This window comes from Hugenholtzia roseola DSM 9546 (genome assembly GCF_000422585.1).
Taxonomy (GTDB): domain Bacteria; phylum Bacteroidota; class Bacteroidia; order Cytophagales; family Bernardetiaceae; genus Hugenholtzia; species Hugenholtzia roseola.
Genome location: NZ_AUGI01000037.1, coordinates 60,229 through 82,733 on the forward strand (window position 1 = coordinate 60,229; position 22,505 = coordinate 82,733).

The window sequence follows — 22,505 nt, forward strand, 5'->3', positions numbered from 1 at the left end:
ATGAAAAAAATAATTTTTATACTTTTCGGTATGCTTTCAGGGGTATTTTCCCTTTCTGCACAAGAAACGTTAGTAGAAGCCTTGCAAGCTATGAAGGTGCAGGATTATGAAAAATCTATTAAAATTTATGAGTCTTATCTAACTAAAAAAAACAACTACCCGCCTGCCCTTTTTGGTGTTGCCAAAGCCATGTTGTTGCAGCATCAGAAGAGGCAAAGTATAAAAAAAAATGCAGAAAATTTACTTTTTTATGATTTTAAACACGAACATGCTTACCTTAAAAAAGCCTTTTCGTATGCAAAAGACGCAGAAAAATATTACAATAATGCAAAAGAAGACGAAAAATTTTCTTATGTAAAAGAAGGAATTTCTAATTTCAAAGATGTTTTTAATCTCAAAGAAGGAATTTCGAAAGAAGCCGCCGATTTAATCTTAAAAGCACCCTACAACTTTCATTACACTGAACAGCCCAAAGTTTCGCCCTTTCACTTACTTGAAAATGCAGATACTACACAAGAATTGCGACACCTGCTAATTTCACAAGCGACAGATTACTTACAACATTATGAAAAAACGAGAAGTCTACCTTTGGTAAGAAATATCAGGCGGAGGCTTTTAGAAGAATTTATTTCTATTGCAGCACTAAGAGGGCGTGGAACGGGAAACGGATTTTTTTATGAAAAGTTTTGCGATTGTATTTTAGAAGATTTTAAACAAGAAGAAATTAGCCATATTTTACCTCAATATTATGGGGCTTATTTTGGTTGGAATGATTTTGGTTATCAAAAAGACGAAAATTATATCAAAATAAATCAATTAGCTATAAAATATAAATTAGGTTCTATCTTAAACTTGTTTTGTACTCTCAACTTGCACCACAAGGGATACGAGGAAAAAAACAGAGCTTTATATGAAGATTTCATCAAAACGCTTGCGCCTTCTGATGTTGCGTTTATTGCCTTACAAAAAATGACCGTCCCTTTTTTGGAGGCTAAAAAATGGGAGGAAGCATCGAATTTATATCAAAGTTTCTCTTCGTATTTTCCCGAAAAAATAGCTGATTTTCAAAAGATTGACAAAATATTAGCCACGCCAGAAGACGAACTTTTGCTAATTCCCTTAGGAAAGTCTATCAATTCAATTCGCCCCGAAACTGCCCCCGTTCCCACAGCAGAGGAAGATGGTCTGTACTTTTGTAGATACCACATAGGTAGCGGACAAGATATATTTTATGCTTCTATAAAAAACGATAATTTTGAAACTGCTTTTGCACTCCCTACTACCATCAATACCAAAACCCATGAAGTTCCACAGAGTATTAGTTTTGATGGCAACACCTTAGTTATTTTTGGAAACTATGAAAATATAGAGGATTTTAAGTTAGAAATGAAAAAAGAAAATCCTACTATGGGTAATGGTGATTTGTATTATATAGAAAAAGATGAGCAATTTAATTGGCAAAAAATAAAACCTTTTCCCACACCTATCAATACGCCTGCTTATGAAGCTGCCCTTACTTTTACGGCAGACGGAAAGGCTGCTTTTTTTGTATCGGATAGGACGGGTACTGTGGGGGGGCATTTTCCGAAAGCACCTAAAAATCGCTTGTATTATCATGGGCGCGAAGAGTTTAATACGGATATTTTCGTTGTAGAACGCAACGAAGAGGGGTGGTCTGAACCTATCAATTTGGGAGCAATAATTAACACAAAATATGCAGAAAGTTTGCCTTTTTTACATCCAGACATGAAAACTTTGTACTTTATTTCTGATGGGCAGGCAGGTTTGGGCAGCGGCGATATTTTTATGTCCAAACGCCTCAATGAAAATAGTTGGACAGAATGGTCTGAACCTGTCAATTTGGGTAAAAGCATCAATACGGCTTATTTAGATGGATTTTACATGGGTACATCTGGAAAATTCGCTTATATTGTACTAAAAAATCAACCAAATGGAGAAGGAAGTTATGATATTTTTAAGTTTGAAGTTCCTCAAAGATTTCGTCCCGAACCTGTCATAACCTTAACAGGGTTTATAAAAGATGAAAATAATAAACCAATAGAAGCTGATATTGTATGGGAAGATTTGACTACGGGTAAAATTGTAGGGCGCGTAGCAAATCGGAAACAAGATGGGAGTTTTCGGGTTACAATGCCCAAAGACAAGCCCTTTGGGGTTTATGCAGAAAAGAAAGGTTTATATTCTACTTCTCAAAATAATCAAAATGTAACTTTTATTACAGAAATAAATCAACAAAAGATAAACTCAAACGTCAGAGAAAATCAGAATATTACCCTTCTTAGTAGTCAGTATTTGGCAGAAAAACAAAAGAAAATACAACTAAATAATCTATTTTTTGATTTTGATAAAGATTCGATACTTCCTACTTCTTATCCTGAATTAGAAAGATTGATACAATTTTTAAATGAAAATAAAGATTTAAAAATAAGAATAGAAGGACATACAGACAATCAGGGAAAGGCAGAATATAATTTGACTTTGTCTGAAAAAAGAGCTGAAAAAGTTGCTAATTATTTGATTAAAAGGGGCATTGCGGCTCATAGGGTCTTTTTTAAAGGCTATGGCAGTGAAAAACCAATTGCGGATAACTTCACTCCTGAGGGACGTGCGCAAAATAGAAGGGTAGAATTTTCGCTCAAAACTTTGTAAAAGAGGTGGCTTACTGTGAATAATGCGATAAAAAATAGACTGCAAAGTAGGACTTTAACAAAAAATACTTACTTTTGTGCTTCAATTCGCATCTTGCCATGAAAAAAATAGCCCTACTTATCCTCTACTCGTCGTTTTTTTACGCTTGTTTTTTTCCTTTGAAAGGACAAGACCGCTCTGTTGCTTCTTTGGAGGAAACGGGAATATGGAGTGGTGTTTATCTAAAATTTAAACTAAGTGATAAATTAGGATACTATGGTGAGCATCATTGGCGAGTTCGAAATAGTTTGGAAAATACAAGCAGTTTTATTGGACGCAAGAGGCAACTCTATAATAGAGCAGGTCTTAATATCTTTTTTAGTCCATATTTTGAAGCAGTAATCGGTCCTACGCTGGTGCTTAACTATTCCCCAAATCCTCAAAGTGCTGATTATGAAAAGGTTACGGTGGAGCCGCGCATTTGGCATCAATGGCTTTTCCTTACGCCTGCTTTGGGTAGAGTTAAAATTTATCATCAATTTCGTTTCGAGCATCGCTGGAAACGAGCGAATAATATCGGTGCGCCTTTGGAATATACAAACCGTTATCGGTATAAATTTTTCGCTTATATTCCAATCAATAAGAAAAAAATTACAGAAAAAACACTCTATTTTTCGCCAAGTGCGGAAATCTTCCTACACTCTGGTAAGTCTATCGTCTATCATCCTTTTGAGGATTTTCGTACTTATAATGGTTTTGGTTATGTTCTTAATTCAAAAATAACCTTTTTTGCAGGACACATGTGGACGATAGGACAGAAAAAAACAGGTTTTGAGTATAGAAATACGCACATTATTCGTTTGAATGTTCTGATTGGCTTAGATTTTAGGTCGATTGAAAAAAGATTGCCTAATATTAATATTGGTTATTAAAATATTTTGATAAAAACATGACAAATTTGAATAAATATAAAAATATAGCCTTTGTTGCTCTACTTTTTCTTTTAGTCGCTTCTTTCCTTTGGTTGCATAAAAGAGAAAAAGAATGGGAAGACTTAAAAATTTCTATGGAAAAAAATCTATATTTAAAAGATTCTCTTTTAAATATAGAAAAAGATAAAAATAAAAAACAATTAGTATTAGAAAAAGCACTTTACTTTTTTTTAGAAGAAAAGGACAGTGCTGCGGTAACTTTGTTGAAAAATACAGAAATAGAAAGATACATTTTAGAAAAGTCTGATAGCTTTGCACAAAACAAAAAATATAAAACGGAGAAAACGAAAAAGTTATACGAAAATAACAATGAACTACAAGAAAAAATATCTCAAAAAGAAAAGCAAATTTTACTTTGGCAACACATTTTTCAGAGCGAACTCTCTGAAAATCAGTCTTTACAATCACTTTTTAAGGCTACGCAAGCGCATAATAAAACGTTAGAAAATATTATAGATAGTCTTCAAAATGAACTTTTGACTATTCAAGAAAGTCATAAAAAAATAGAATTTATCAATGACAAAGGCGATAAAGTGTTGTATTATGGAGAGGTAAAAAATGAAACTGCTCAAGGTTTTGGTATGGGCTTAGTCGAAGGAAAGGGGATTTATGTAGGGGAATGGGCGAACAATTTGCGGCATGGCAAGGGAAAATACATCTGGGAAAATAAGCACGTATATGAGGGAGATTTTGTAAGGGGGAAGCGTCAGGGCTTCGGCACTTACACTTTTGATACAGGACAAAAGTATGTAGGCGGCTGGTCGGAAGATTTGCGGGAAGGCGAAGGGGCTTTATATGATGAAAAAAACAAGTTATTGGTGTCAGGAATTTGGAAAAAAGACAAACTAATTTCTAAAAATTAACTTTAATGCCCAACTTTAATAGCCATCAGGGTTATATCATCACGCTGCTGTGTTTCGCCTTGGTGTGCTATCAAGGCATTTTCTATCTTCTCTTTCTGCTCGGCAAGTGGCAAATGTGCTTGTTGCGCTAAGAGATGTTCTAAGGCAAGTGTGCCAAACTTTTGTCCTTTTTCGTTTGCTTGGTCTGCAAAACCATCTGTAAATAAATATAAAATAGTTTCTTTCTTTACTAAAATTTCCTGCTTTGTAAAGGCTTTATCCTTTTTCTGCATGCCTCCAATAGATTTTTTATCCCCTGCAAGTTTTCCGATTTCACCTGTTGGATAATGCACCCAAAAAAGGTTTCTTTTTGCACCAGTAAATTCAACTAAAAATAGGTCATTTTCTTTTGCCTCTATGGTACAAAAAGTCAAGTCCATGCCATCTGCGTTAGCTCTTTCGCTTTGTTTGAGTGCGATTTGAACTCGAAGATGTAGCGTTTCTAAAATGTGGTGCGGTTCGTAAATATGTTCTAAATTTACGATTTCATTAAGCAATGTTGCACCTATCATAGACATAAAAGCACCGGGAACGCCATGCCCAGTACAGTCTGCCACTGCGATTAGCTTTTTTTCAATCTCTTTGGGACTAAACTCTATCGGGCTTCGGCGCGGAAAAATGCTTTTGGGCGCAGTTTGTACCTGTTGACACCAATAAAAATCGCCAGAAACAATATCTTTGGGGCGATAAATTAGGAAAAAATCGTGTAATATTTCTCTCATTTTTTCGCTCGTAGGAAGAATCGCCTGCTGTATGGTTTCGGCATAGCGCAAACTGTCTGTAATTTGGCGGTATTGATTTTGAAGGGTGCTTTTTTGATAGGAAATTTCGTCTTTTTGTTGCTCAATTTGCTGCTGCTGTTGTAGGAGGGCTTGATTAGATTGTTGCAGTGCTAAGGTTCTTTCTTCTACTTTTTGTTCTAATTCTTGATTTTGTCTTTCTACTAAAATTTGCTTTTCTTTTTCTTGCTTTAAAAGTGCCAAGCGGCTATTCCTCACTCTTTCGGCTAAACTATATGAAAAGATAGCTAATTTAATCGTAATTCCTATCAAAACTAAAATGTCTAAATATTTCACATTTTTGATAAGTGCCAATACTTCCAGAGAATACAAGGTAAAGCTAATAACAAAAATAAAGTTTGCGATAATAAAATACTTTGCAATTTTATAACCGCGCATATAGCAAACAATGGCAGCAATTAGAATCGTTAGCAGGGATATAGGCAGGGCAATCATATTGAGAATCATACCAATATTCCAGAAGCGAAGTATGAAAAGTAAAGCAATAAGCAAACTAATACCTTGCAAGGCTTTGATAATTTGATGCCAAAGTGGTACAAATATTTGCGTTTGTAGATAATGTTTTCCAAAAAGTAAGAAGCAAAATAGCGTACCTGCGCCGCTTATCAACCAAATACCTAAATCGATGCGAGGATAGTTGTACAAAATAAATTCTAATATATAACCGCTATTACTAAATAAATATAAAAATATGAAAAAGTTGTAAAGAAGGTAATATAAATGGTCTTTTTCTCGTAATGTTACATAAACGATTAAGTTATAGAGTAGCATCATAAGCATTGCTCCGTAAAGAAAGTTTTTGTAGCTTCTTTGTCTATAAAATTGGTTTCTAAACCCTTCATCTGTATAACCTTTAAACCATCTTTTTAAAGAATATCGCACATCTTGGGCTGAAAGTTCAGTTTGGCTGTGCAGTTTTAGATAAATAACCTGCGTTTTGTGAGCGTTGATGGTGAATTTTAGAAAAGGACTGCTACCTATTTTGACCTCTCTTTCTGAAAGTGGGGTGAGCGACCCTACTTTTTTTTCTTGAAAGTTGCCCGAAGGGAGCAACAAATAAGCCGTAACTTCATCTATAAAACCAATACTTATATAAAAATCTTGACTTTCTTCCAGAGGATTATACAAAATAAGTTTTAGCCAATGAACTGTTTTGTTTCGGTCTATTTCTTTAAATAATAAAGGCTTAAAGTTCTTTTTTGAAACCTCATGTATGTAATAATCCTGTTCCGAATCGGAAACTTGATAAAGATAAGGCGCAAGTTCGTAGGCTTCTTGCTGTGGGAGTAGCCGCAAAATAGGAGGCTCTTTTGCCAAAAGAGGCGAAAAAGTTAGGAAATAAAACAATATTAAAAAAAATAAATGAAAAAATAGCAACTTATTTTGTAATATTTTATTTTCTTTCATAGTTTTTATTTGTATAAAATAGGATAGAGGAAAAGAGAACTTTGCAGTCTGAAAGGAAAAAACCGCTCTCCTTTCCCAAATTTAAGAAAAATTTTGATAGTAGCCCCCTATTTTTTACCGTCCTTTTTGCCTTTGGCTTGAATTTATATTTTTTTGTTGATGATTGTGGATTTTGCTTGGTCGGTGGGTAATACCAAAAGGTCTGCAATATTGACATGGGCAGGGCGCGTGAGTATAAAAAATGCAATTTCGGCGATGTCCTCTGCTTGCAAGGGGCTGTAATTTTGATAGACCTGTGCGGCGCGTGCCTCGTCGCCTTTGAATCTTACCAGCGAAAACTCGGTTTCGACTAATCCCGGTTTGATTTCTGAAACTCTAATTCCTTCTTTTAATAAATCAATTCGCAAAGCCTCGCTCAAAGCTGCTACTGCGCGTTTGGAGGCGCAATATACATTTCCATTTGGATAGACTTCTATGCCTGCTATTGAGCCGATATTTAAGATGTGTTTGTGTGTTTGTAACTTCATAAAAGGCAATATTTCCTTTGTTACATATAAAATTCCTTTTATATTTATATCAATCATAGCTTCCCAATCATCGAGAGAGCCATCTTGAAAAGGCGCAAGTCCGTGTGCATTTCCTGCATTATTGACTAAAATATTGATATTTTTCCAACTATCAGGTAGGGTGGCTATCGCTGCTTTTACTGCCTGCTTTTGGCTGACATCAAAATTTAAGGTATAAATTTGTGTTTTTTCACTTAACTCTTTTTTCATTAAATCAAGCCTATCTTGTCTTCTTCCTGTGAGAATAAGGCGCATTTGGGCTTCTGCAAAAAGTTCGGCAATGGCTCTGCCAATACCAGAGGTAGCCCCTGTAATAAAAGCTGTTAGGTGCGAATAGGATTTCATTTTGTTTTTTTGTTAGAAAATAAAGTAAATAAATTTAGAAAAAGCACAACCGCAAAAGGCTTCGCGACAAAGTTAGGACAAAGTTCGCGCTTTTCCCCGTTTTTTTTCGTATTTTTGCCTCTGTAAAAACAAGCCCCTTGCTTTTTTTGTTTAGAAGGCAGCAGTCTAATTCATTTTACCTTTAAAACTTACCTATATGAGCAGCAAAACCATGTTGGTGCTTTTCGTGCTTTCTGCAAGTACTCTTTTCCCTATCGTTGGCTACTACTTAGATTATCGCACTGCCAAGCGCAAACGCAAAATCGTGGAAAGTGCAGAATCGGAAAAAAATTAGCTCTTTTATTTTTTACTAAACTTTATAGCATGAACTTTTTAGCGCATTTCTTCTTATCTCAAAAAGACGAAGATTGGCTTATTGGCAATTTTATGGGCGATTTTGTCAAAAATAAGGAACTTTCGCTGTATTCTTTGCGAATTAGGCAAGGCGTTTTTTTGCATAGGCAAATAGATGCCTTTACAGACGCGCACCAAAGTACGAAGGCGGCAACTAAGATTTTACATCAACGATTTGGCAAATATTCACCCGTTTTAATAGATGTTTTTTACGACCATTTTTTGGCAATAAACTTTGAAAAATATACAAAACAAAGCCTGCCCGATTTTTCTGCTGAAACCTATGAAATCTTACATAGAAAAAAAGAGCTATTGCCGCCTTTGTTACAAAACATAACGGCTCGCATGCAGTCGCAAGATTGGCTTACACACTATGGGACGGAATTTGGCATGCAGAAGTCGTTGGAAAATTTGAACCGCCGAGCGCAACATGCCAATCATTTAGAAACGGCTCTTTCTACACTGTATCAAAATTTTGAAACATTAGAGCAGCATTTTTTAGATTTTTTTCCTGATATATTGCACTTTATTCAGAAGGGGGAATGGCAGCAGGGTACGCTTTGGGAAGGAGAATCCGAAAAGTAGTTCCTACATTTATTTCTGATTTTTGTACAAATATTTTTCCATGATGGTATTCTTCTATGATTCTCTTTGCTAATGCCAAGCCCAAACCCCAACCTCTTTTTTTGGTGGTATAGCCTGCACGAAATACCGTTTGTAGATTTGCCTTCGGGATTCCTTTGCCTGTGTCGCTGATGTCGATTTGGATAAAGTTTTCATTTTTATTCAAGTCTAAATAAATATGAATTTCACCTTTTCCGCTTTTAATGGCATCTACGGCATTTTTACACAAATTTTCGATGACCCACTCGAAAAGAGAACGCCCTATGGGTGCATACAAAGATTCGGTTTTGGTAGAGTGAATGTAGATTTTAATTTTAGAAGAAATCCTTTTTCTTAAATAGTCTATAATATTTTCTATAACTTCTGGCAAATATTCTACCTTAGCATCAGGCAGAGAACCAATATTTGAGAAACGCTGCGTAACAATTTCAAGCCTTTTGACATCTTTTTCCATTTCTTCTAAAATAGAACCCTCTATCTGTTCATCTACTTTTAGATATTCGAGCCAAGCGATAAGGGAAGAAAGCGGCGTACCTAATTGATGGGCGGTTTCTTTGGCAAGTCCTACCCAAAGTTTATCTTGTTCGGCTTTTCGCAAATACATAAGGGTTAGATACATAAATAAAAAAAAGGCAGCAATAATAGAAAGTTGAACGTAAGGAAAATATTTGAGTTGTGTAAGTAAAATAGAATTTTCGTAAAAAACAAATAGTTTCCAATCTTCACTAATTGAAACTTCTATGGGTGCATGCGCGGCTTTCATGCGACTAAGGTGCGCCCGCAGTTGTGCCTCTTTTTCTTTTTCGCTAAGGTGAGGCGCGAAGGAAATGTTTTTCCAAATGGTAGGATTTTCGTTTTCATCTGCCACAATCATAGGAATGGAAATATTGCCTTCTAAAATATGATTGACTAAAAAATTTAAACTTAAACTATCTTCGGTCTGACTGGCTAATTCTTGCGCTTTGGCTACTAAATCTATTTGTTCCTGCTCGCGCTCGGCTAACTTTTCCACTAAAAAATTAGTGTAAAAAAGAGAAACAGAGGCGATAAAAAAGGCAATAATGATAAGGATAATTTTTAGATGAAAGCGATTCTGGTATAAATTCATAACAAGAGAAAAGAAAGTGAAAATGACAGTCGGGGGCTAACTTTTTGCGTTTTTCTGCGTTTTTAGAAAGGGTAAGGGTGAAATTTCGGACGTATTTGGCAAAAATATGCAATCTTTGTCCTGTATCTTGGCGCATAGTTTCTATGCCACAATTTCTACCCCATAATTTCTACCCTGTAATTTCTACTCAAAGATAAGCGAAAAAAAATCAAACTCCTTTAAAATAAGCATCTACACATGGATTGGGCAACGTCTTTTTTTCTGGTTAGTTTATCTTACTTGCTCTATAAAGCAGCCTTTCGCCTTGTGAAATGGCAGGGGCAGCGTTCGGAAAGTTGGTTTTTGAAAGAGAAAATAAAGTTATTGGAAAGACGCATAGAAAACTTGGAAACTTTGAGTCTGGGTGAAAGTCTTTCAGATTGGTATCAGGCAGAGCAGGCAGATTTATATCGCGAATTGAGCCAACTCGAAGGCAAGAAAGACAAAAAAGCCTTAGCAGAATGGGAAATGCGACAAAAGGAAATTCGACAAGATAAGATTAGGAAAAAAATCAAAAAGATTGTGAAAAAGAAAGACTAACTAATTCTATCTCTCCGTCTTGCCTCATTTAGGGCAACCGCAGGGGCTGCCCCAACTGAATTTAGGCACTGAATTTAGGCTTAAATGGCATTAAATTAGACTACAAAATGAAAGCGAATTGATTTTTTAATCGCATCAACTCTTTGCGGCAGCCTTGTCGATGGCAGTCTTGAGCTTTTGGGTAATTTCTTCAATTTCACCTATGCCATTGATGCGTTCAAGTTTGCCTTGCTTTTCGTAGTGCGTCGCCACGATTTCTGTTTCGTTGCGATAAACTTGTACGCGCCTCTTGACTAATTCCTCGTTTTGGTCGTCGATGCGTCCAGAGGTTTTGCCTCTTTCTAAGATGCGTTTGGTCAGTTCGCCCTCTTCTACTTCGAGAGAAAGCAAGCAGGCGATTTTCTGTCCGTGCGCTTGCAAGAGTTCGTCTAAGGCTTGTGCCTGTGCTAAGGTGCGCGGAAAGCCGTCGAAGATAATCCCTTTGGCGTGCGTCTGCGCTTTGAGTTTAGATTCTATCATGCCAATCACAACGGCATCGGGAACGAGTGCGCCTTTTTGCATGTAGTCTTGGGCTTGCTTGCCTAAGGCTGTGCCAGCTGCCATTTCCGAGCGCAAGAGGTCGCCTGTCGAGATGTGTTCGAGCTGATAATGTTCTACAAGTTTTTGGCTCTGTGTGCCTTTGCCTGCCCCCGGAGGACCAAATAAAATGATATTGAGCATTATGAGAAGTGTTTAAACGGAAAAGATAAGCGTTTGCCTTTTGTTATTCAATAAGGACTTTGTAGAACAAAGTAAAACAAAATAGGCTTAAGCTCAAATATAAGGATTGGAAAGACAAAAAGGCTCTCTTTTTTCGAAAAAGAAAGAGGAAGCCGCAAAATTAAGATAGTTTTACACATCAAGTTTTTGTAAAACGTCTTTTGAAAGCGGTTTATTGATATATTCTTTGACAAAGTCATACTTTTTGGAGCGCGTCATATCTTTGGGATTGATAGACGAGGTAAGCATCACGATACGACAGTGCTGTTGTGTCTGGGGGAGTAGGGTTGCGAATTGGTCTAAGAACTGCAAGCCGTCCATCAGTGGCATGTCGATGTCTAAGAAGATAACATCGGGAAGAATTTTGCTGGGTACATCTTTGGCAATTTTTTCCAAATTTCGGAGGGCTTCGATGGCACTTTTCGCCCCTGAATGTACGTAAATTACATCACAGATATTGGCTGACTGAATCATCTTCTGGTTGATGAGATTGTCTATCTCGCTGTCATCTACGAGCATTACGGCATAGTATTTCTTTGCTGCCATTCTTTTTGGTGGAGGTTGAATACAAAAAATTATTACAAATCAAGTCTAAGATAGATAAAAATAGGATACACGCCAAATATTTTTTCGTCTTTTTTTAGGTTTTTTAGGTAGTGTCCAATTTTAGAAGGATTGCTCAATATTTAAAAACTGTTAAGGGGTTGTTTCTAAAAGAGTTAGGGCTATGTTGGCAGCCAAATAAAAAAATGGTGGTAGAGATTTAAAGGGTCGTAATAAGTCAGTCTATCTCTTTTTTTGTCTATTCGTTTTTATTTGCGCTCAACTGCATTTTATCCTCAAAATCGCGCAGTTAGGGTATGATTTTGGTACATTCATCAAAAAAACGCGCTATAGATTTTCTTTTTCTTCCTTATAGCCGTATCTTTGTAGTGGTATGGGCATGAAGCGTGCCTACAAAAGACAAAATAATTGATGTAACACCATTTTTTATCGGGCTTCCGACAACTAATAACACCTCTATTATATGAAAAATCTTAATTTTTTCTTTGTTACGAATCGTAACAAAACATTAAGCCTATCGATAGGCTTGATGCTTTCAATTTTGCTACAAATTGTAGTATCTGCCTCGCTTTTTGCTGAAGGCACGCGGGAATTAAATCCTTTGGGCTGGAAGGGGGCAGCAAACCGTGTTTTGATGATAAATACCAACAACGTCAATACGGGTAGTAAATTTGCCACTTATGGGGCAGACCCTTTGGTGCGTCTTTATATTCGCGTGCAGCCCGGTGATACGGTTTATTACGGTTTTGGCGGGGTGGCAAATAACGTCAGGGCGCGTATTCGCACACATCAAAACGTTACGGTGGTAGAACACAACCCAATTTCGGGCATGGGAACAGGTTACTATGCCAATAATAATGCCGCTACTTTTAATCGCTTTTTTGTAGGACCTGCTCAAAAATATGGAGCGGCAGGTTATGATGCCGCCTTTTTTGTCGTACCCAATCCAATTCCTGCACCCCAATATGGAGCTACTGGTTCGGCAGACTATTACATAGAATTTAGAAATAACAATAATCCTGCTACAACTTGGGGGGATTTTAGTATGCCTCTCTTTGATATTACGGTAGTAAATGCCGCAGGAGTGGAGCAAAAAGGGCGACTTTGGTCGCGTGAGTGGTCTTTTACTACAGGGGGTAGTGATAACAACCATACCGTAGATGCGGGCATGTTTGTCTATACTTCGGAGCGCGATAGCGTTGTTACACGTGTAGATTTCAATGGCATGCGTCCTTTTGGTTTTGCCGTTAGTTGTAATCCTACGGGTACGCGCAATACGGGCGATAAAATTGTAGATAGGCGTTCAGTTTTTAATAACATCACTACGCCCGAACAAGCGCAAACACGTCCTTTTTATCTTATCTTTTTGAATAATCCAGACCTGATAGAATTTCCATCAGGTACAGTAGGTTGCCTTTTGGGAGTAGATTTAGACCAATGCCTCAACACAGGGTATTGTATTCGCGTCAATTCCGAAGGAGGAGGCGCAGCCGACATTTTGCTCGACCTCAACGGCGTTGTAGGCTATCAACCCAACACAGCAGACGTATTGATGATAGATGTGCAAATTCCTGATGGCATTAGTTGTATTCCTTGGGACGGCAACGATAACTTAGGCAATCCTGTGCCGCCCGGTACAGAAGTTCCCATAACCGTTTCTTTCTTTACAGGGCTTACTCACCTGCCTATCTCTGATGTAGAAAACCACAATAACGGTTTTTCTGTTGCGCTTATTCGCCCCATCAGCAACATTTGTAATGGCTCTTTTCAAAGCCCACGCATCTATTGGGACGATACCCTTATCAATACAGGAACAGCCTTAGATGGAAATTTGGAATTAGCAGGTTGCGACCCCGCCACTTCTGCCACAGGAGGCTGCCACAGATGGACAGGGCGCGGCAACAATGACAATCCTGAAACGGTCAATACTTGGTGGTTTGTCAATGAACAACGCCTGACCGTAGAAATTCCACTGATAGACCCCAATTTTGATATTCTTTCTTCGCTCGACAATGCCACCAACTGCACCTTTGCCAATGGCGACTTTGTTACCATTACCGTAGGTTTTTCAAATGGCTACTACTATGCCAACGATTTGAGCCACAATCTTACTTCGCTCAATCCAAACGTAACCTTCAATCTACTTTCAAATGATACCACCGATAATAGCTTTCCTACACGCTCGGTAACGCTAACCTATCAGCTCGATATCAATACGCCGCCTACCAATACAGTGGAAAACCTAATTTTTCTCTACCAAGTGTCTGCCATTTCGCAAGAGTGTGGCGAACAGCAAGACAACCAACGTGAATTTGATTGTCAGGTAATTTTGCCCGTAGAGTTGGTAGAATTTAAGGCACAAAAATATGACAATTTCACCCTGCTCAATTGGAACACCAGTTCGGAGCGCGATAACGAAGGTTTTGAGATTCAGAAAAGTACCGACGGCGTTGAGTTTTATCCCATTGGCTTTGTAAAGGGACACAATACGACAACGTTGCGAAAATTCTATCAGTTTAAAGACGAAGAATTGAATACCCAAACCGCCTATTATCGCCTCAAACAGCGCGATTACGCAGGAACATTTAGCCTTTCAAAAGTAGTTTCTGTTGCGCCTAATTCAAAAATAGCCGAATCTTCTTTGTCTTTGTATCCAAATCCTGCCTACACGCATTTTAATTTAGAATGGGCAAGTGCAAAAGACGAAACGGCTTTGATTACGCTCTATACGCCCACAGGAAAGATTGCCTTTCAGGGCGAAGCCTTGAAAAAGGTAGGCGAACCGCTCCAAATTCAAACCCAAGATTTTGCACGCGGCTTGTATCTTCTACAAATCTATACGCCTTCGGGAATTAGATTTCACCAGAAGGTTATCCTTAAATAGAAATAAGACCTTCGACACCTAAAAAAAGTTCGTAAGCCATTTACCAATTTCTTACCTAAGATTTTGTAAATGACTTACGAATTTCTACTTTGTTGCTATTTTACTTTCTACTTTTGGGCAGGCTCTATAAAAAGTTGTCCTCCCTATTGTACTTACTTTTCCCTATTTTTCGCCTCATATTCCTTCAACAAAAGTTGAATTTCGGTAATAAGCCTATCCACTTCTTGGCGCGAAGTGCCACTGTAATAGCCTCTGATGCGCTTTTCTTTATCTACCAAGATGAGCTTATCGGCATGGTCTATGGTGCTATAATCGCCCTGATTTTGTGCCGCTACGAAATAAGAACAATGTGCTTGTGCATAAATTTGTGCTTTTTCGCCTGTTAGGAAATGCCAATAATCGCCATTGGCGCGGTAGGTAGTGGCATATTGCTGCAAAATTTCGGGCGTATCGTATTCGGGGTCTATGCTAAAAGAAACCAAATGAATGTCGTTTTCAGGATTAGCGAAAGCCTCTTGCACACGCACTAATTCGGAAACCATCGTCGGGCAGATGCTATTGGTGCAGCGCGTCAGGATAAAATTTGCGACAAAGATTTTACCCTCTACATTTTTTAATGAAAAGTCGCGTCCGTTTTGGTCTTTGAGTGCAAAATCGCGTACTCGCCAAGTGCTATCTACAAAGTTTGGTTCACAATTTTTAGTAGCCAAAAAGGAAGGGTCAAATTCAGGATTGCGCAAATCGTAGTAAATCTCTAAGGATTTGAAGGTGGTTTCGCCCGAATTGAGGAAAAAAACAAGACTAAGCGGCAGCAAAAAGATGATGCCTAAGATAAGTTTTTTTTTCATATAAAAACGGATAAATTATGAAAATTTTTGGTCAAGGTGAATGGCACGCTCACTCCAATTTTCAAATTCAAAACAAAATAACACATTTTTTCAATCTTGCTATGCAGGCAAGGCAATACCTTGTCCCTACATGGGGCTTTTAGGCGGCATCATTTTTTTGCATAAATGCAAAAAAAATGACTTGGTTTTCGAACCCTCCCTATGGGGGAGGACAGGGTGGGGTTCTGCGGTTTTTTGTCTATTTCCTAAAATATTTCCTTTTCGAAATATTCTACGGCGCACATCTTGAGCAATTTCTCTTGTTCTTTGGGCGCAAGAAAAGGCAGGGGGCGTATGTTTTTCCAATGCGCCCAACCTTCTTTATCGATGCCTTCCAACTGGTAGTAGCCAAGCAAACTAAGCAATTTGCAGGTAGCCATGTGCATCAGGTCTTGTTTTTCTTCTTTTGAAAAGATGCGTTTGCCACGCCCCAATTCTTGCACACCTACCAGAAAGAGAACCGCCTCTAAGTCGGGTGTTTTCTGAAAAAGCCCTTTTAGGCGTTGCGTAAGCTGAAACCAGCGCGTTTCTATGTCTAATTCTTGGGTAGGGTCAAAATCCGTTAGGGGCAGGTCGGCGTTTGGCGTTTCTGCCCCTTCTAAGGGTTTGTCGGAAGATTCTGACTCTGATTCTAACTTTTTCAAAGTCCGTTTGGTTTGGGAAAGTGGTTAGAAATGGCTTTTGCTACTGAAAAAAGTCTTTCATGCGGTCGAAGAAGCTATTTTTTTCTTCTTTGGTAGGATTGGGTTCGAAGATGCCTTCGGAGCGCAATTTTTCTAAGGCTTCTTTTTGTTTTTTGCTTAGATTGCGCGGTGTCCATACTTTGAGATGCACTAATTGGTCGCCTGTGCCATAGCCTTGCAAGTCTTTGATGCCCTTTCCACGTAGGCGAACGATTTTGCCGCTCTGTGTGCCTGCTTCTATCTCAATGCGAACTGCACCTTCCAGCGTTGGCACTTCTACCTTTGTACCCAAAACGGCATCAATAAAGCTGATGTAATGTTCGTAATGAATATTTCTACCATCACGCTTAAAGTTTTCGTCTTCTTCTTCTTCTATGGCAATAATTAAATCGCCTGCCAAACTATCTAAGCCACCGCGATAGGGGAAGTTGCCTTTGCCCGACATAGAAAGTTGCATGTCGTGTTCTACGCCCGCAGGAATTTGCAGGTTGATAACCTCCTCTTCTTCCACAAAACCCTGACCCCCACAAGGCGGACAGTTTTTCTTGACTACGCGCCCTTCACCATTACAGACATGGCAGGTGGCTGTCGTAATCATCTGCCCCAACATAGTATTGGTATATTTTTTCAACTGCCCTGTGCCGCCACAAGTGGTACAGTTTTCTAAGGCTGTGCCGTATTCTGCACCTGTGCCGCTACAACTTTTACACTGTATCTGTCTGCGTACTTTTACCTTTTTTTCTACGCCTGTCGCGATTTCTCGTAGTGTGAGTTTGAGCTTAATTCTCAAATTTGTCCCTTTTCGCCGTCTGCGCCCTTGTGCGCTACCGCCGCCAAAGCCGCCACCGAAGATGTCGCTAAATTGTGAGAAGATGTCGTCCATGCTAAAACCGCCGCCGCCGTAATTTCCGCCGCCGCCATTGAAGGCTTCGTGTCCGAAACGGTCGTATTTTGCCTTTTTATCGGCATTGGAGAGTACATCATAGGCTTGTGCGGCCTCTTTAAATTTCTCTTCGGCTTCTTTATCACCAGGGTTTTTGTCGGGGTGATATTTGATAGCAATTTTTCTATAGGCTTTTTTGATTTCGTCGGTGGTAGCGTTTCGGCTTACTCCCAAGATTTCGTAATAATCTTTTGCCATTGCTAATTTTGTTGTTGAATGATTTTGCGTAATTTTTCTTGTTTCTGAACCCCTACCCTGCCTTCTTCCCATAGGGGCAATAATGTTAAGTTCTGCAAAAAAAACTTGTGTTGTCAAATTGAAAACGAAATAAAATTTGGACTCAACCTTTTTTTGGGTCTGAAAATCCTTTTTTATTTCTATCAAAATTAGGACAAGGCAATGCCTTGTCCCTACACTCGACCTAATTTTTAGAATTTAACATGACTTTTTGGCAGCTATACAATTTGCGTACAAGCAAAATTTAAGCCCCTCCCTATGGGGGCAGGGGTATGGGGTGGGGTGCATTTTTACGAGCCGATAACTACTTTGGCAAAGCGCAAGACTTTGTCGTGCAAGTAGTATCCTTTTTCTATTTCGTCGATGATTTTGCCTTTTTTGTCTTCTTCGGCTACGGGTACGATGGCGATACCTTCCTGCAATTCAGCGTCGAGGGTGTTTCCGATGGCAGAGTCCATAGGTTTCAAGCCATTTTGTTTGAGCGTATCTGCCAAGCGTTTGTATAAAATGTCTAAGGCTTCGAGGGCGGCTTTTTCCTTTTCTTCGGCTTTTTGGATAGAGCTTTGCGCACGCTCGAAGTCGTCGAGGACGGGCAGTAGGGCGTTCATCAGTTTGCGATTTGCCTGCAATTCCGTTTCGAGGCGTTCTTTGGCGGTGCGCTTGCGGAAGTTATCGAATTCGGCATAAAGGCGCAAGTATTTGTCTTTAAATTCTTGTGCTTCGGCGTGGAGTTTGTCGCTGCTGGGGTTTGCTGTGTTTTCCTGTGCCGTTTCTACCTGCGGAGTTTCGCTTTCGGGCTGTTGTTCGGGGGTAGGGTTTGTTTCTTCGTTTGCCATAGTCAGATGAACCTTCAATAAGGGTTAGAAAAATAATTTTGGAAGCAGCAAAACAAGATATTTGCCAAAAGGCGAAAACTGCCATTTTGCTTGTTTTGACACTTCTGCTGCCTTCAAAGAGAGCTTGTCGGCATAAAAAAGCGTGTCAGAAACGCCATTTTGTCAGTTAGTTGCAAAGGTACGGCTTTTTGAAACCGAAAAAAAGAAAAAGCAAAAATGTTTCAACACTCGAAGGGGCTTTTAGCCGTCGAGGAGGTTTTTTGTGTGGCTGATAGCGATTCGCAAAAATGAAAAATAACTTTTTCCATTTGCATAGTAAGTTTTCAAAAAAAAGAAGTCCCTTTTTTGTTTTTTTTGTATATTGTGGCGGTTTAGATGTTTTTATTTTTATACCGATTAAACAAACTGCCATGAACAAGGAATCTTACCTCACACTTTTAGAAGGCTTGAGAAAGACGCACAAGGTTTTGCAGGAGGAAATTGCTTTTCTTTTAAAGGAGTGGTCTTTTACAGCCGACCAGACTACTAAGTTTGGGCTTAAAAAACAAATTCAAAATGCCATAGACGATTTGCAAGAGATAGACCAACAAATTGAGCATTTTGCCCAAAAACAAGTGCCAGAACCGAGCGAAGCGGAAACAATTCAAAACCAATTTGATAGCCTTCGGCAAAATCTTGAAAGTATTGCCCAGAAACTACAAGTTTCTATCAAGATTGACAAGCGAGTTGATAATAGCGTCGTAGATAACTCAACGCACAAACACATCGACGAGCGCATTACTGCCAGCGATAAGGCGGTTGTAGTCAGAGGCGACCACAATACGACTTACATCACGCATATCGAGAAGATAGAAAACCAAAATATTCACCTCAAACCCTAATTTGGCTTTCAGAAATGGGGTTGTTTTTTGCCATTTATTATCACTTTAAACCCAAACGAAGATGGGCATTGTACAACATATAAACACGGTTCAAAGTCAGGTCATAGTCCCACCAAACTTTTCAGAAACTAAATCGCGCTATGTCGTTAGAGCGGGTTTGCGCCATAAATGGCTGCGCCGTCTGCAAGGAAAAGACGCAAGACTTGCACTTTTGAAAAAATATCCTGATGTAGCAGCAGGCGTATTAGAGCCAATCAAAAAGGAATTGGCAAATTATCAGGATATGGTTATGGAAAGTAGCTATTGGCGTGAGCTGTGTGTCAAATTGGTATTAGACCATTACGGATACGACCCTAAGCAAAGTCCTACTTTGGTTTCTTTTTGTACAAATTTAAAACCGCACGAAGGAACTACCAAATGCCTTTTTATGCTTCTGGGCGATTCGGGTATGGGCAAGACGCTGACAATGCAAAAGATTTTCACAGTGTTGCAACAAACACAGGCAACTTTTAGGGGCAAATACGACCTTGTTTTTTTGTATGCTGAAACGGACTTGGATAAACAAGTTGCTTTTTTGGAAAAAAACATTTCGGAGGAAAGAAAGCCTTATACGATTGTCTTTATAGACGATTTTCATAAAGATTTAGAGGCAAAAAAGGAGGCAGACAAAAAAAAGAGAGTGGAAAGGCTTAAAGAGTTGCTCGAAAAATTAGAGACTTTTGCTTACATTTTCTGCTCTACTCGAACAAATTTCCTTTTCGATAAAATAGATGATGCCAAAGATTATAAGCGTTTGGCAGGGCGCAATTGGCGTGCCTTATTTCTGGATAAGATTGTAAAAGATGGAGCAAACAGATTGCTGAAAAATAGGCTTTCGGGCGAGTATTTGGCAAAAGCAGAAACCTTTTTGGCAGGAGAAATAAGTACCTTATTTTACCGTCCTCTTTTCATCAAAAGTCTTATTTTTTTACTGAATCAATCACAAGAAGATTTAGCCAAAATTGCTAAAATCGAGGTGCAGGTCTTGTTATATGAGCATCTCTTTAAGGGTTGGGTTAGGCAAGAAAGAGCTGCTTTGGGTTTGGAAAGCGAAACAGAAAAAGAGAAACAAGCCTTCGCCGCAGAATTGAAACAAGAACTTCTTGTTGCGGTAGTAGAAAGTTTTCCCAAAGAGCCGACCTTTTCTAAAAAACCAACAGAACTAACAGAGAGCTTTTTCAAACGCAGCGAACAGAGCGAGGCGTATCAATTAGCGCACACCGAGTTTTACGAATATTTCCTTGCCGAAGCACTCTATCAGGGCAGGATTGCCGAAGAATATGTAAAGAAAGAAGGTGCAAGCGAGCAGAGCTTTGTTTTCTATCGCCACTTACTTCAAACACGCCTTTATTTCAGACCTCAAACGGATAAGGAGTGGAAAAATTTAAAACAAAAAATAGAAAATTTTTCTTACCAACAAGAGATTAAAAAATCTTATTCAAAAGAGGTACAGCCCTTATTGAAAACTTGTCCTAACGAATATTTCAGAACACTTTTAATCGTTCATTCCGATACGCTCAAAGATAGACTAACCAAAGAAGCCTATTACTTCGAAGTAGCACAAAGGCTTTATGCTTTATTGAAAAAAGATTTGACCGAAGCCCAAAAAGAACATACTTTTTGGCAGACCCTTATGCTTTTCGAAAGCTATCAAAAAAATAATTTCGCCAATCTTGAAAAGGATACATTTCTGAAACAGATTCGCGAAAAACCGCTACTTGAGCTTTTTGTCTATGAGTATTTGATGGACGAACTGCTCTTTTCCCAAGATGAACCAAATTATAGAGACCCTTATTTTGCCTTGTCTAATATAGGCATCACCGAAAACCTTTTTCAAAAGGCGATAGAAACCATCAAGCGTTACAATGTAGGTTTTGCTTTGGAATTGGCGAAAATCACCGATTTAAACCTAAGCGGGCTTGACCTAACCCATACCGATTGGCTCAAACATTTTCCCGCCTGCCAACGCTTAAATTTGAAAGACAACCGCCTAAGACTTCAAACACCAACCGACGAAAAAGCACCCGACAAAAATCAGCAAAAGTACGCTGCCTTAGCAGGCGTAGCCGACCCTGTTTTGGCTTTGCAGTGGATAGATTTGCGAGGAAACTCTATTGTGGAAAAAGACAACTTTCTGACAGCACTCTATCAGAAGGCGCAAAACCCCGAAGAAGCCCAAAAAGAACCCTTGCGCCAACTGCCTACGGCAGCTCTCATTCGGATATGGTATAATATGATTTTTGTGCAGGGGACAGATGCCTGCCCCGAAAAACACTTCCTGATGGGCAGCAAAAAAGGTAGCCACCCCAGCGTGAAAGAAGACGAGTATGACCAAAACGGCAACCCCATACCTGTAAGCCTAACCGATTTCTACCTCTGCCGATACCAAACCACCTACGCCGATTTTGAAGCCTTTGCCAACCATAGCGGATACCAAACTGACGCAGAAAAAGGAAGTAGGTATTTTGATTACAAAGAGAGTATGGATTGGTTTAGAGATGCGCAAGGAAAGATAGACGAGGAAAAAAAAGGTGCTTATATTCTAAAAAAAGAGGTGCAGCAGTGGGGTTATATCTTTCAGGAAAAAGACGAAGAAGGGAATGTCATCTGTTGGAAACATGACGAACAAGGCAGGCTACAAACCCAAAGAAATAAGCCTGTCATATACGTTTCTTGGAATGACGCAAAAGCCTGCACAGAATGGCTCAATGATATTTTCAAAGATTTGATACCAGGAGCTACCTTCCAACTGCCTTCAGAAGCACAATGGGAGTATGCCGCCAAAGGTGGCATCAATTGGAAAGACGACTTTCTTTATGCAGGCAGTAATGACCTAAATGAAGTCGGTTATTACTACGCCAATACAGGCAGGGAGGGTACTTTTGAAGAACTTGAAGCCTATCAAAAAGGGAAACAAACGCCATTAGAACCTTTTATGCGAGCAGGTTCGCAACTCAAGCCTGTGGGTGAGAAAAAGCCGAATCAATTAGGCTTGTATGATATGAGCGGCAATGTCTTTGAGTGGTGTCAGGATTATTATGATGCAAAGTTTTATGAAACTGAAGAGGCAAAAAAACAAAACCCTTTGAATAACAAAGTATCTGCTTATAGGCTTTTGCGTGGCGGTTCGTGGAACAACGTTGATGGTAACTGCCACTCTGCCGGCCGTGACTGGAACCTTCCTGCTGTTAGGAGCGACAACTACGGGTTTCGTTTTTCTCTGAGTCCGTAACGCTTTGCGCTTTTAGGTTTTTACCCTTTTTGGTTTTTGGGGGCTTGGGGGCGTTAGCCCCCAAATTTTTTTGGCGTTTGGCGAGACGAAAATACTCACATGTAGGGACAAGGCATTGCCTTGTCCGCCGTCAGTAGGATTGAAAAACGTTGCGGGTTTGTTCGCACATAGTTCGGACAACGCAGTGCGTTGTCC

Annotated in this window: 19 protein-coding genes; 9 read left to right on the forward strand and 10 right to left on the reverse strand. The window is 39.1% G+C overall.

What is annotated here, in order from left to right:
- From G500_RS24785 to G500_RS26230, 3 genes are all read left to right on the forward strand, one after another.
- On the forward strand, positions 1-2,670 hold the full coding sequence (locus G500_RS24785; RefSeq protein ID WP_051203259.1) for an OmpA family protein: 2,670 nt from the start codon (positions 1-3) through the stop codon (positions 2,668-2,670).
- A gap of 98 nt (positions 2,671-2,768) precedes the next feature.
- On the forward strand, positions 2,769-3,581 hold the full coding sequence (locus tag G500_RS0103775; protein WP_051203260.1) for a DUF2490 domain-containing protein: 813 nt from the start codon (positions 2,769-2,771) through the stop codon (positions 3,579-3,581).
- Between the two features lie 134 nt (positions 3,582-3,715).
- Positions 3,716-4,504: an MORN repeat-containing protein gene (locus G500_RS26230; RefSeq protein WP_211220129.1), complete on the forward strand. Its 789-nt coding sequence runs from the start codon at positions 3,716-3,718 to the stop codon at positions 4,502-4,504.
- 2 nt (positions 4,505-4,506) lie between these two features.
- Here G500_RS26230 and G500_RS0103785 read toward each other — a convergent pair whose 3' ends face one another.
- Both G500_RS0103785 and G500_RS0103790 read right to left on the reverse strand, forming a co-directional pair.
- Positions 4,507-6,750: a 7TM diverse intracellular signaling domain-containing protein gene (locus tag G500_RS0103785; protein ID WP_027001628.1), complete on the reverse strand. Its 2,244-nt coding sequence runs from the start codon at positions 6,748-6,750 to the stop codon at positions 4,507-4,509.
- A gap of 143 nt (positions 6,751-6,893) precedes the next feature.
- Positions 6,894-7,661, reverse strand: coding sequence for an SDR family NAD(P)-dependent oxidoreductase (locus tag G500_RS0103790; RefSeq protein WP_027001629.1), 768 nt, complete (start codon positions 7,659-7,661; stop codon positions 6,894-6,896).
- A gap of 196 nt (positions 7,662-7,857) precedes the next feature.
- Between G500_RS0103790 and G500_RS25625 the strand changes: the two genes are divergently transcribed.
- Positions 7,858-7,995, forward strand: a complete 138-nt coding sequence (locus G500_RS25625) for a hypothetical protein (RefSeq protein ID WP_154657001.1) — start codon at positions 7,858-7,860, stop codon at positions 7,993-7,995.
- A 29-nt stretch (positions 7,996-8,024) separates the two neighbouring features.
- Positions 8,025-8,639, forward strand: coding sequence for an acyl carrier protein phosphodiesterase (locus G500_RS22210; RefSeq protein WP_051203262.1), 615 nt, complete (start codon positions 8,025-8,027; stop codon positions 8,637-8,639).
- Here the strand turns inward: G500_RS22210 and G500_RS0103810 are convergent.
- Complete coding sequence (locus tag G500_RS0103810) at positions 8,581-9,786, reverse strand: sensor histidine kinase (RefSeq protein WP_035756230.1); 1,206 nt, start codon at positions 9,784-9,786, stop codon at positions 8,581-8,583. The genes G500_RS22210 and G500_RS0103810 overlap by 59 nt on opposite strands.
- A gap of 237 nt (positions 9,787-10,023) precedes the next feature.
- On the opposite strand from G500_RS0103810, the gene G500_RS0103815 reads away from it, so the two are divergent.
- Complete coding sequence (locus tag G500_RS0103815) at positions 10,024-10,365, forward strand: hypothetical protein (RefSeq protein ID WP_027001631.1); 342 nt, start codon at positions 10,024-10,026, stop codon at positions 10,363-10,365.
- A 135-nt stretch (positions 10,366-10,500) separates the two neighbouring features.
- Here G500_RS0103815 and G500_RS0103820 read toward each other — a convergent pair whose 3' ends face one another.
- Both G500_RS0103820 and G500_RS0103830 read right to left on the reverse strand, forming a co-directional pair.
- Positions 10,501-11,085 (reverse strand): adenylate kinase, encoded by a 585-nt coding sequence (locus G500_RS0103820; protein WP_027001632.1) that lies wholly within the window; start codon positions 11,083-11,085, stop codon positions 10,501-10,503.
- A 171-nt stretch (positions 11,086-11,256) separates the two neighbouring features.
- Positions 11,257-11,670 (reverse strand): response regulator, encoded by a 414-nt coding sequence (locus G500_RS0103830; RefSeq protein WP_027001633.1) that lies wholly within the window; start codon positions 11,668-11,670, stop codon positions 11,257-11,259.
- A gap of 481 nt (positions 11,671-12,151) precedes the next feature.
- Here G500_RS0103830 and G500_RS24795 point away from each other — a divergent pair, with 481 nt between their 5' ends.
- The gene (locus G500_RS24795) at positions 12,152-14,572 is read left to right on the forward strand and encodes a T9SS type A sorting domain-containing protein (protein WP_086047798.1); all 2,421 of its coding nucleotides are present in this window, start codon (positions 12,152-12,154) and stop codon (positions 14,570-14,572) included.
- Between the two features lie 152 nt (positions 14,573-14,724).
- Here the strand turns inward: G500_RS24795 and G500_RS22220 are convergent, their stop codons facing one another.
- From G500_RS22220 to G500_RS0103865, 4 genes are all read right to left on the reverse strand, one after another.
- A complete protein-coding gene (locus G500_RS22220; protein ID WP_035756233.1) occupies positions 14,725-15,420 on the reverse strand; it encodes an SCO family protein in 696 nt (231 codons plus the stop codon).
- A 245-nt stretch (positions 15,421-15,665) separates the two neighbouring features.
- The gene (locus G500_RS0103855) at positions 15,666-15,992 is read right to left on the reverse strand and encodes a hypothetical protein (protein ID WP_425402037.1); all 327 of its coding nucleotides are present in this window, start codon (positions 15,990-15,992) and stop codon (positions 15,666-15,668) included.
- A 151-nt stretch (positions 15,993-16,143) separates the two neighbouring features.
- Positions 16,144-17,283, reverse strand: a complete 1,140-nt coding sequence (gene dnaJ / locus G500_RS0103860; RefSeq protein ID WP_027001636.1) for a molecular chaperone DnaJ — start codon at positions 17,281-17,283, stop codon at positions 16,144-16,146.
- A 329-nt stretch (positions 17,284-17,612) separates the two neighbouring features.
- A complete protein-coding gene (locus tag G500_RS0103865) occupies positions 17,613-18,158 on the reverse strand; it encodes a nucleotide exchange factor GrpE (RefSeq protein WP_027001637.1) in 546 nt (181 codons plus the stop codon).
- A 410-nt stretch (positions 18,159-18,568) separates the two neighbouring features.
- On the opposite strand from G500_RS0103865, the gene G500_RS0103870 reads away from it, so the two are divergent.
- Together G500_RS0103870 and G500_RS0103875 are read left to right on the forward strand one after the other, a co-directional pair.
- On the forward strand, positions 18,569-19,039 hold the full coding sequence (locus G500_RS0103870) for a hypothetical protein (protein ID WP_154657002.1): 471 nt from the start codon (positions 18,569-18,571) through the stop codon (positions 19,037-19,039).
- Between the two features lie 61 nt (positions 19,040-19,100).
- Entirely contained in the window at positions 19,101-22,310 is a 3,210-nt protein-coding gene (locus G500_RS0103875; RefSeq protein WP_027001639.1) for an SUMF1/EgtB/PvdO family nonheme iron enzyme, read from the forward strand.
- 12 nt (positions 22,311-22,322) lie between these two features.
- Here the strand turns inward: G500_RS0103875 and G500_RS26235 are convergent.
- Positions 22,323-22,505, reverse strand: a 183-nt coding sequence (locus G500_RS26235; protein ID WP_027001640.1) for a hypothetical protein, incomplete at its 5' end; no start/stop codon positions are given.

Excerpts from the sequence above, each read along its gene's own strand:
- G500_RS24785 (WP_051203259.1), top strand. The coding sequence starts at position 1 with ATGAAAAAAATAATTTTTATACTTTTCGGTATGCTTTCAGGGGTATTT.
- G500_RS0103775 (WP_051203260.1), top strand. The coding sequence starts at position 2,769 with ATGAAAAAAATAGCCCTACTTATCCTCTACTCGTCGTTTTTTTACGCT.
- G500_RS26230 (WP_211220129.1), top strand. The coding sequence starts at position 3,716 with ATGGAAAAAAATCTATATTTAAAAGATTCTCTTTTAAATATAGAAAAA.
- G500_RS0103785 (WP_027001628.1), bottom strand. The coding sequence starts at position 6,750 with ATGAAAGAAAATAAAATATTACAAAATAAGTTGCTATTTTTTCATTTA.
- G500_RS0103790 (WP_027001629.1), bottom strand. The coding sequence starts at position 7,661 with ATGAAATCCTATTCGCACCTAACAGCTTTTATTACAGGGGCTACCTCT.
- G500_RS25625 (WP_154657001.1), top strand. The coding sequence starts at position 7,858 with ATGAGCAGCAAAACCATGTTGGTGCTTTTCGTGCTTTCTGCAAGTACT.
- G500_RS22210 (WP_051203262.1), top strand. The coding sequence starts at position 8,025 with ATGAACTTTTTAGCGCATTTCTTCTTATCTCAAAAAGACGAAGATTGG.
- G500_RS0103810 (WP_035756230.1), bottom strand. The coding sequence starts at position 9,786 with ATGAATTTATACCAGAATCGCTTTCATCTAAAAATTATCCTTATCATT.
- G500_RS0103815 (WP_027001631.1), top strand. The coding sequence starts at position 10,024 with ATGGATTGGGCAACGTCTTTTTTTCTGGTTAGTTTATCTTACTTGCTC.
- G500_RS0103820 (WP_027001632.1), bottom strand. The coding sequence starts at position 11,085 with ATGCTCAATATCATTTTATTTGGTCCTCCGGGGGCAGGCAAAGGCACA.
- G500_RS0103830 (WP_027001633.1), bottom strand. The coding sequence starts at position 11,670 with ATGGCAGCAAAGAAATACTATGCCGTAATGCTCGTAGATGACAGCGAG.
- G500_RS24795 (WP_086047798.1), top strand. The coding sequence starts at position 12,152 with ATGAAAAATCTTAATTTTTTCTTTGTTACGAATCGTAACAAAACATTA.
- G500_RS22220 (WP_035756233.1), bottom strand. The coding sequence starts at position 15,420 with ATGAAAAAAAAACTTATCTTAGGCATCATCTTTTTGCTGCCGCTTAGT.
- dnaJ (WP_027001636.1), bottom strand. The coding sequence starts at position 17,283 with ATGGCAAAAGATTATTACGAAATCTTGGGAGTAAGCCGAAACGCTACC.
- G500_RS0103865 (WP_027001637.1), bottom strand. The coding sequence starts at position 18,158 with ATGGCAAACGAAGAAACAAACCCTACCCCCGAACAACAGCCCGAAAGC.
- G500_RS0103870 (WP_154657002.1), top strand. The coding sequence starts at position 18,569 with ATGAACAAGGAATCTTACCTCACACTTTTAGAAGGCTTGAGAAAGACG.
- G500_RS0103875 (WP_027001639.1), top strand. The coding sequence starts at position 19,101 with ATGGGCATTGTACAACATATAAACACGGTTCAAAGTCAGGTCATAGTC.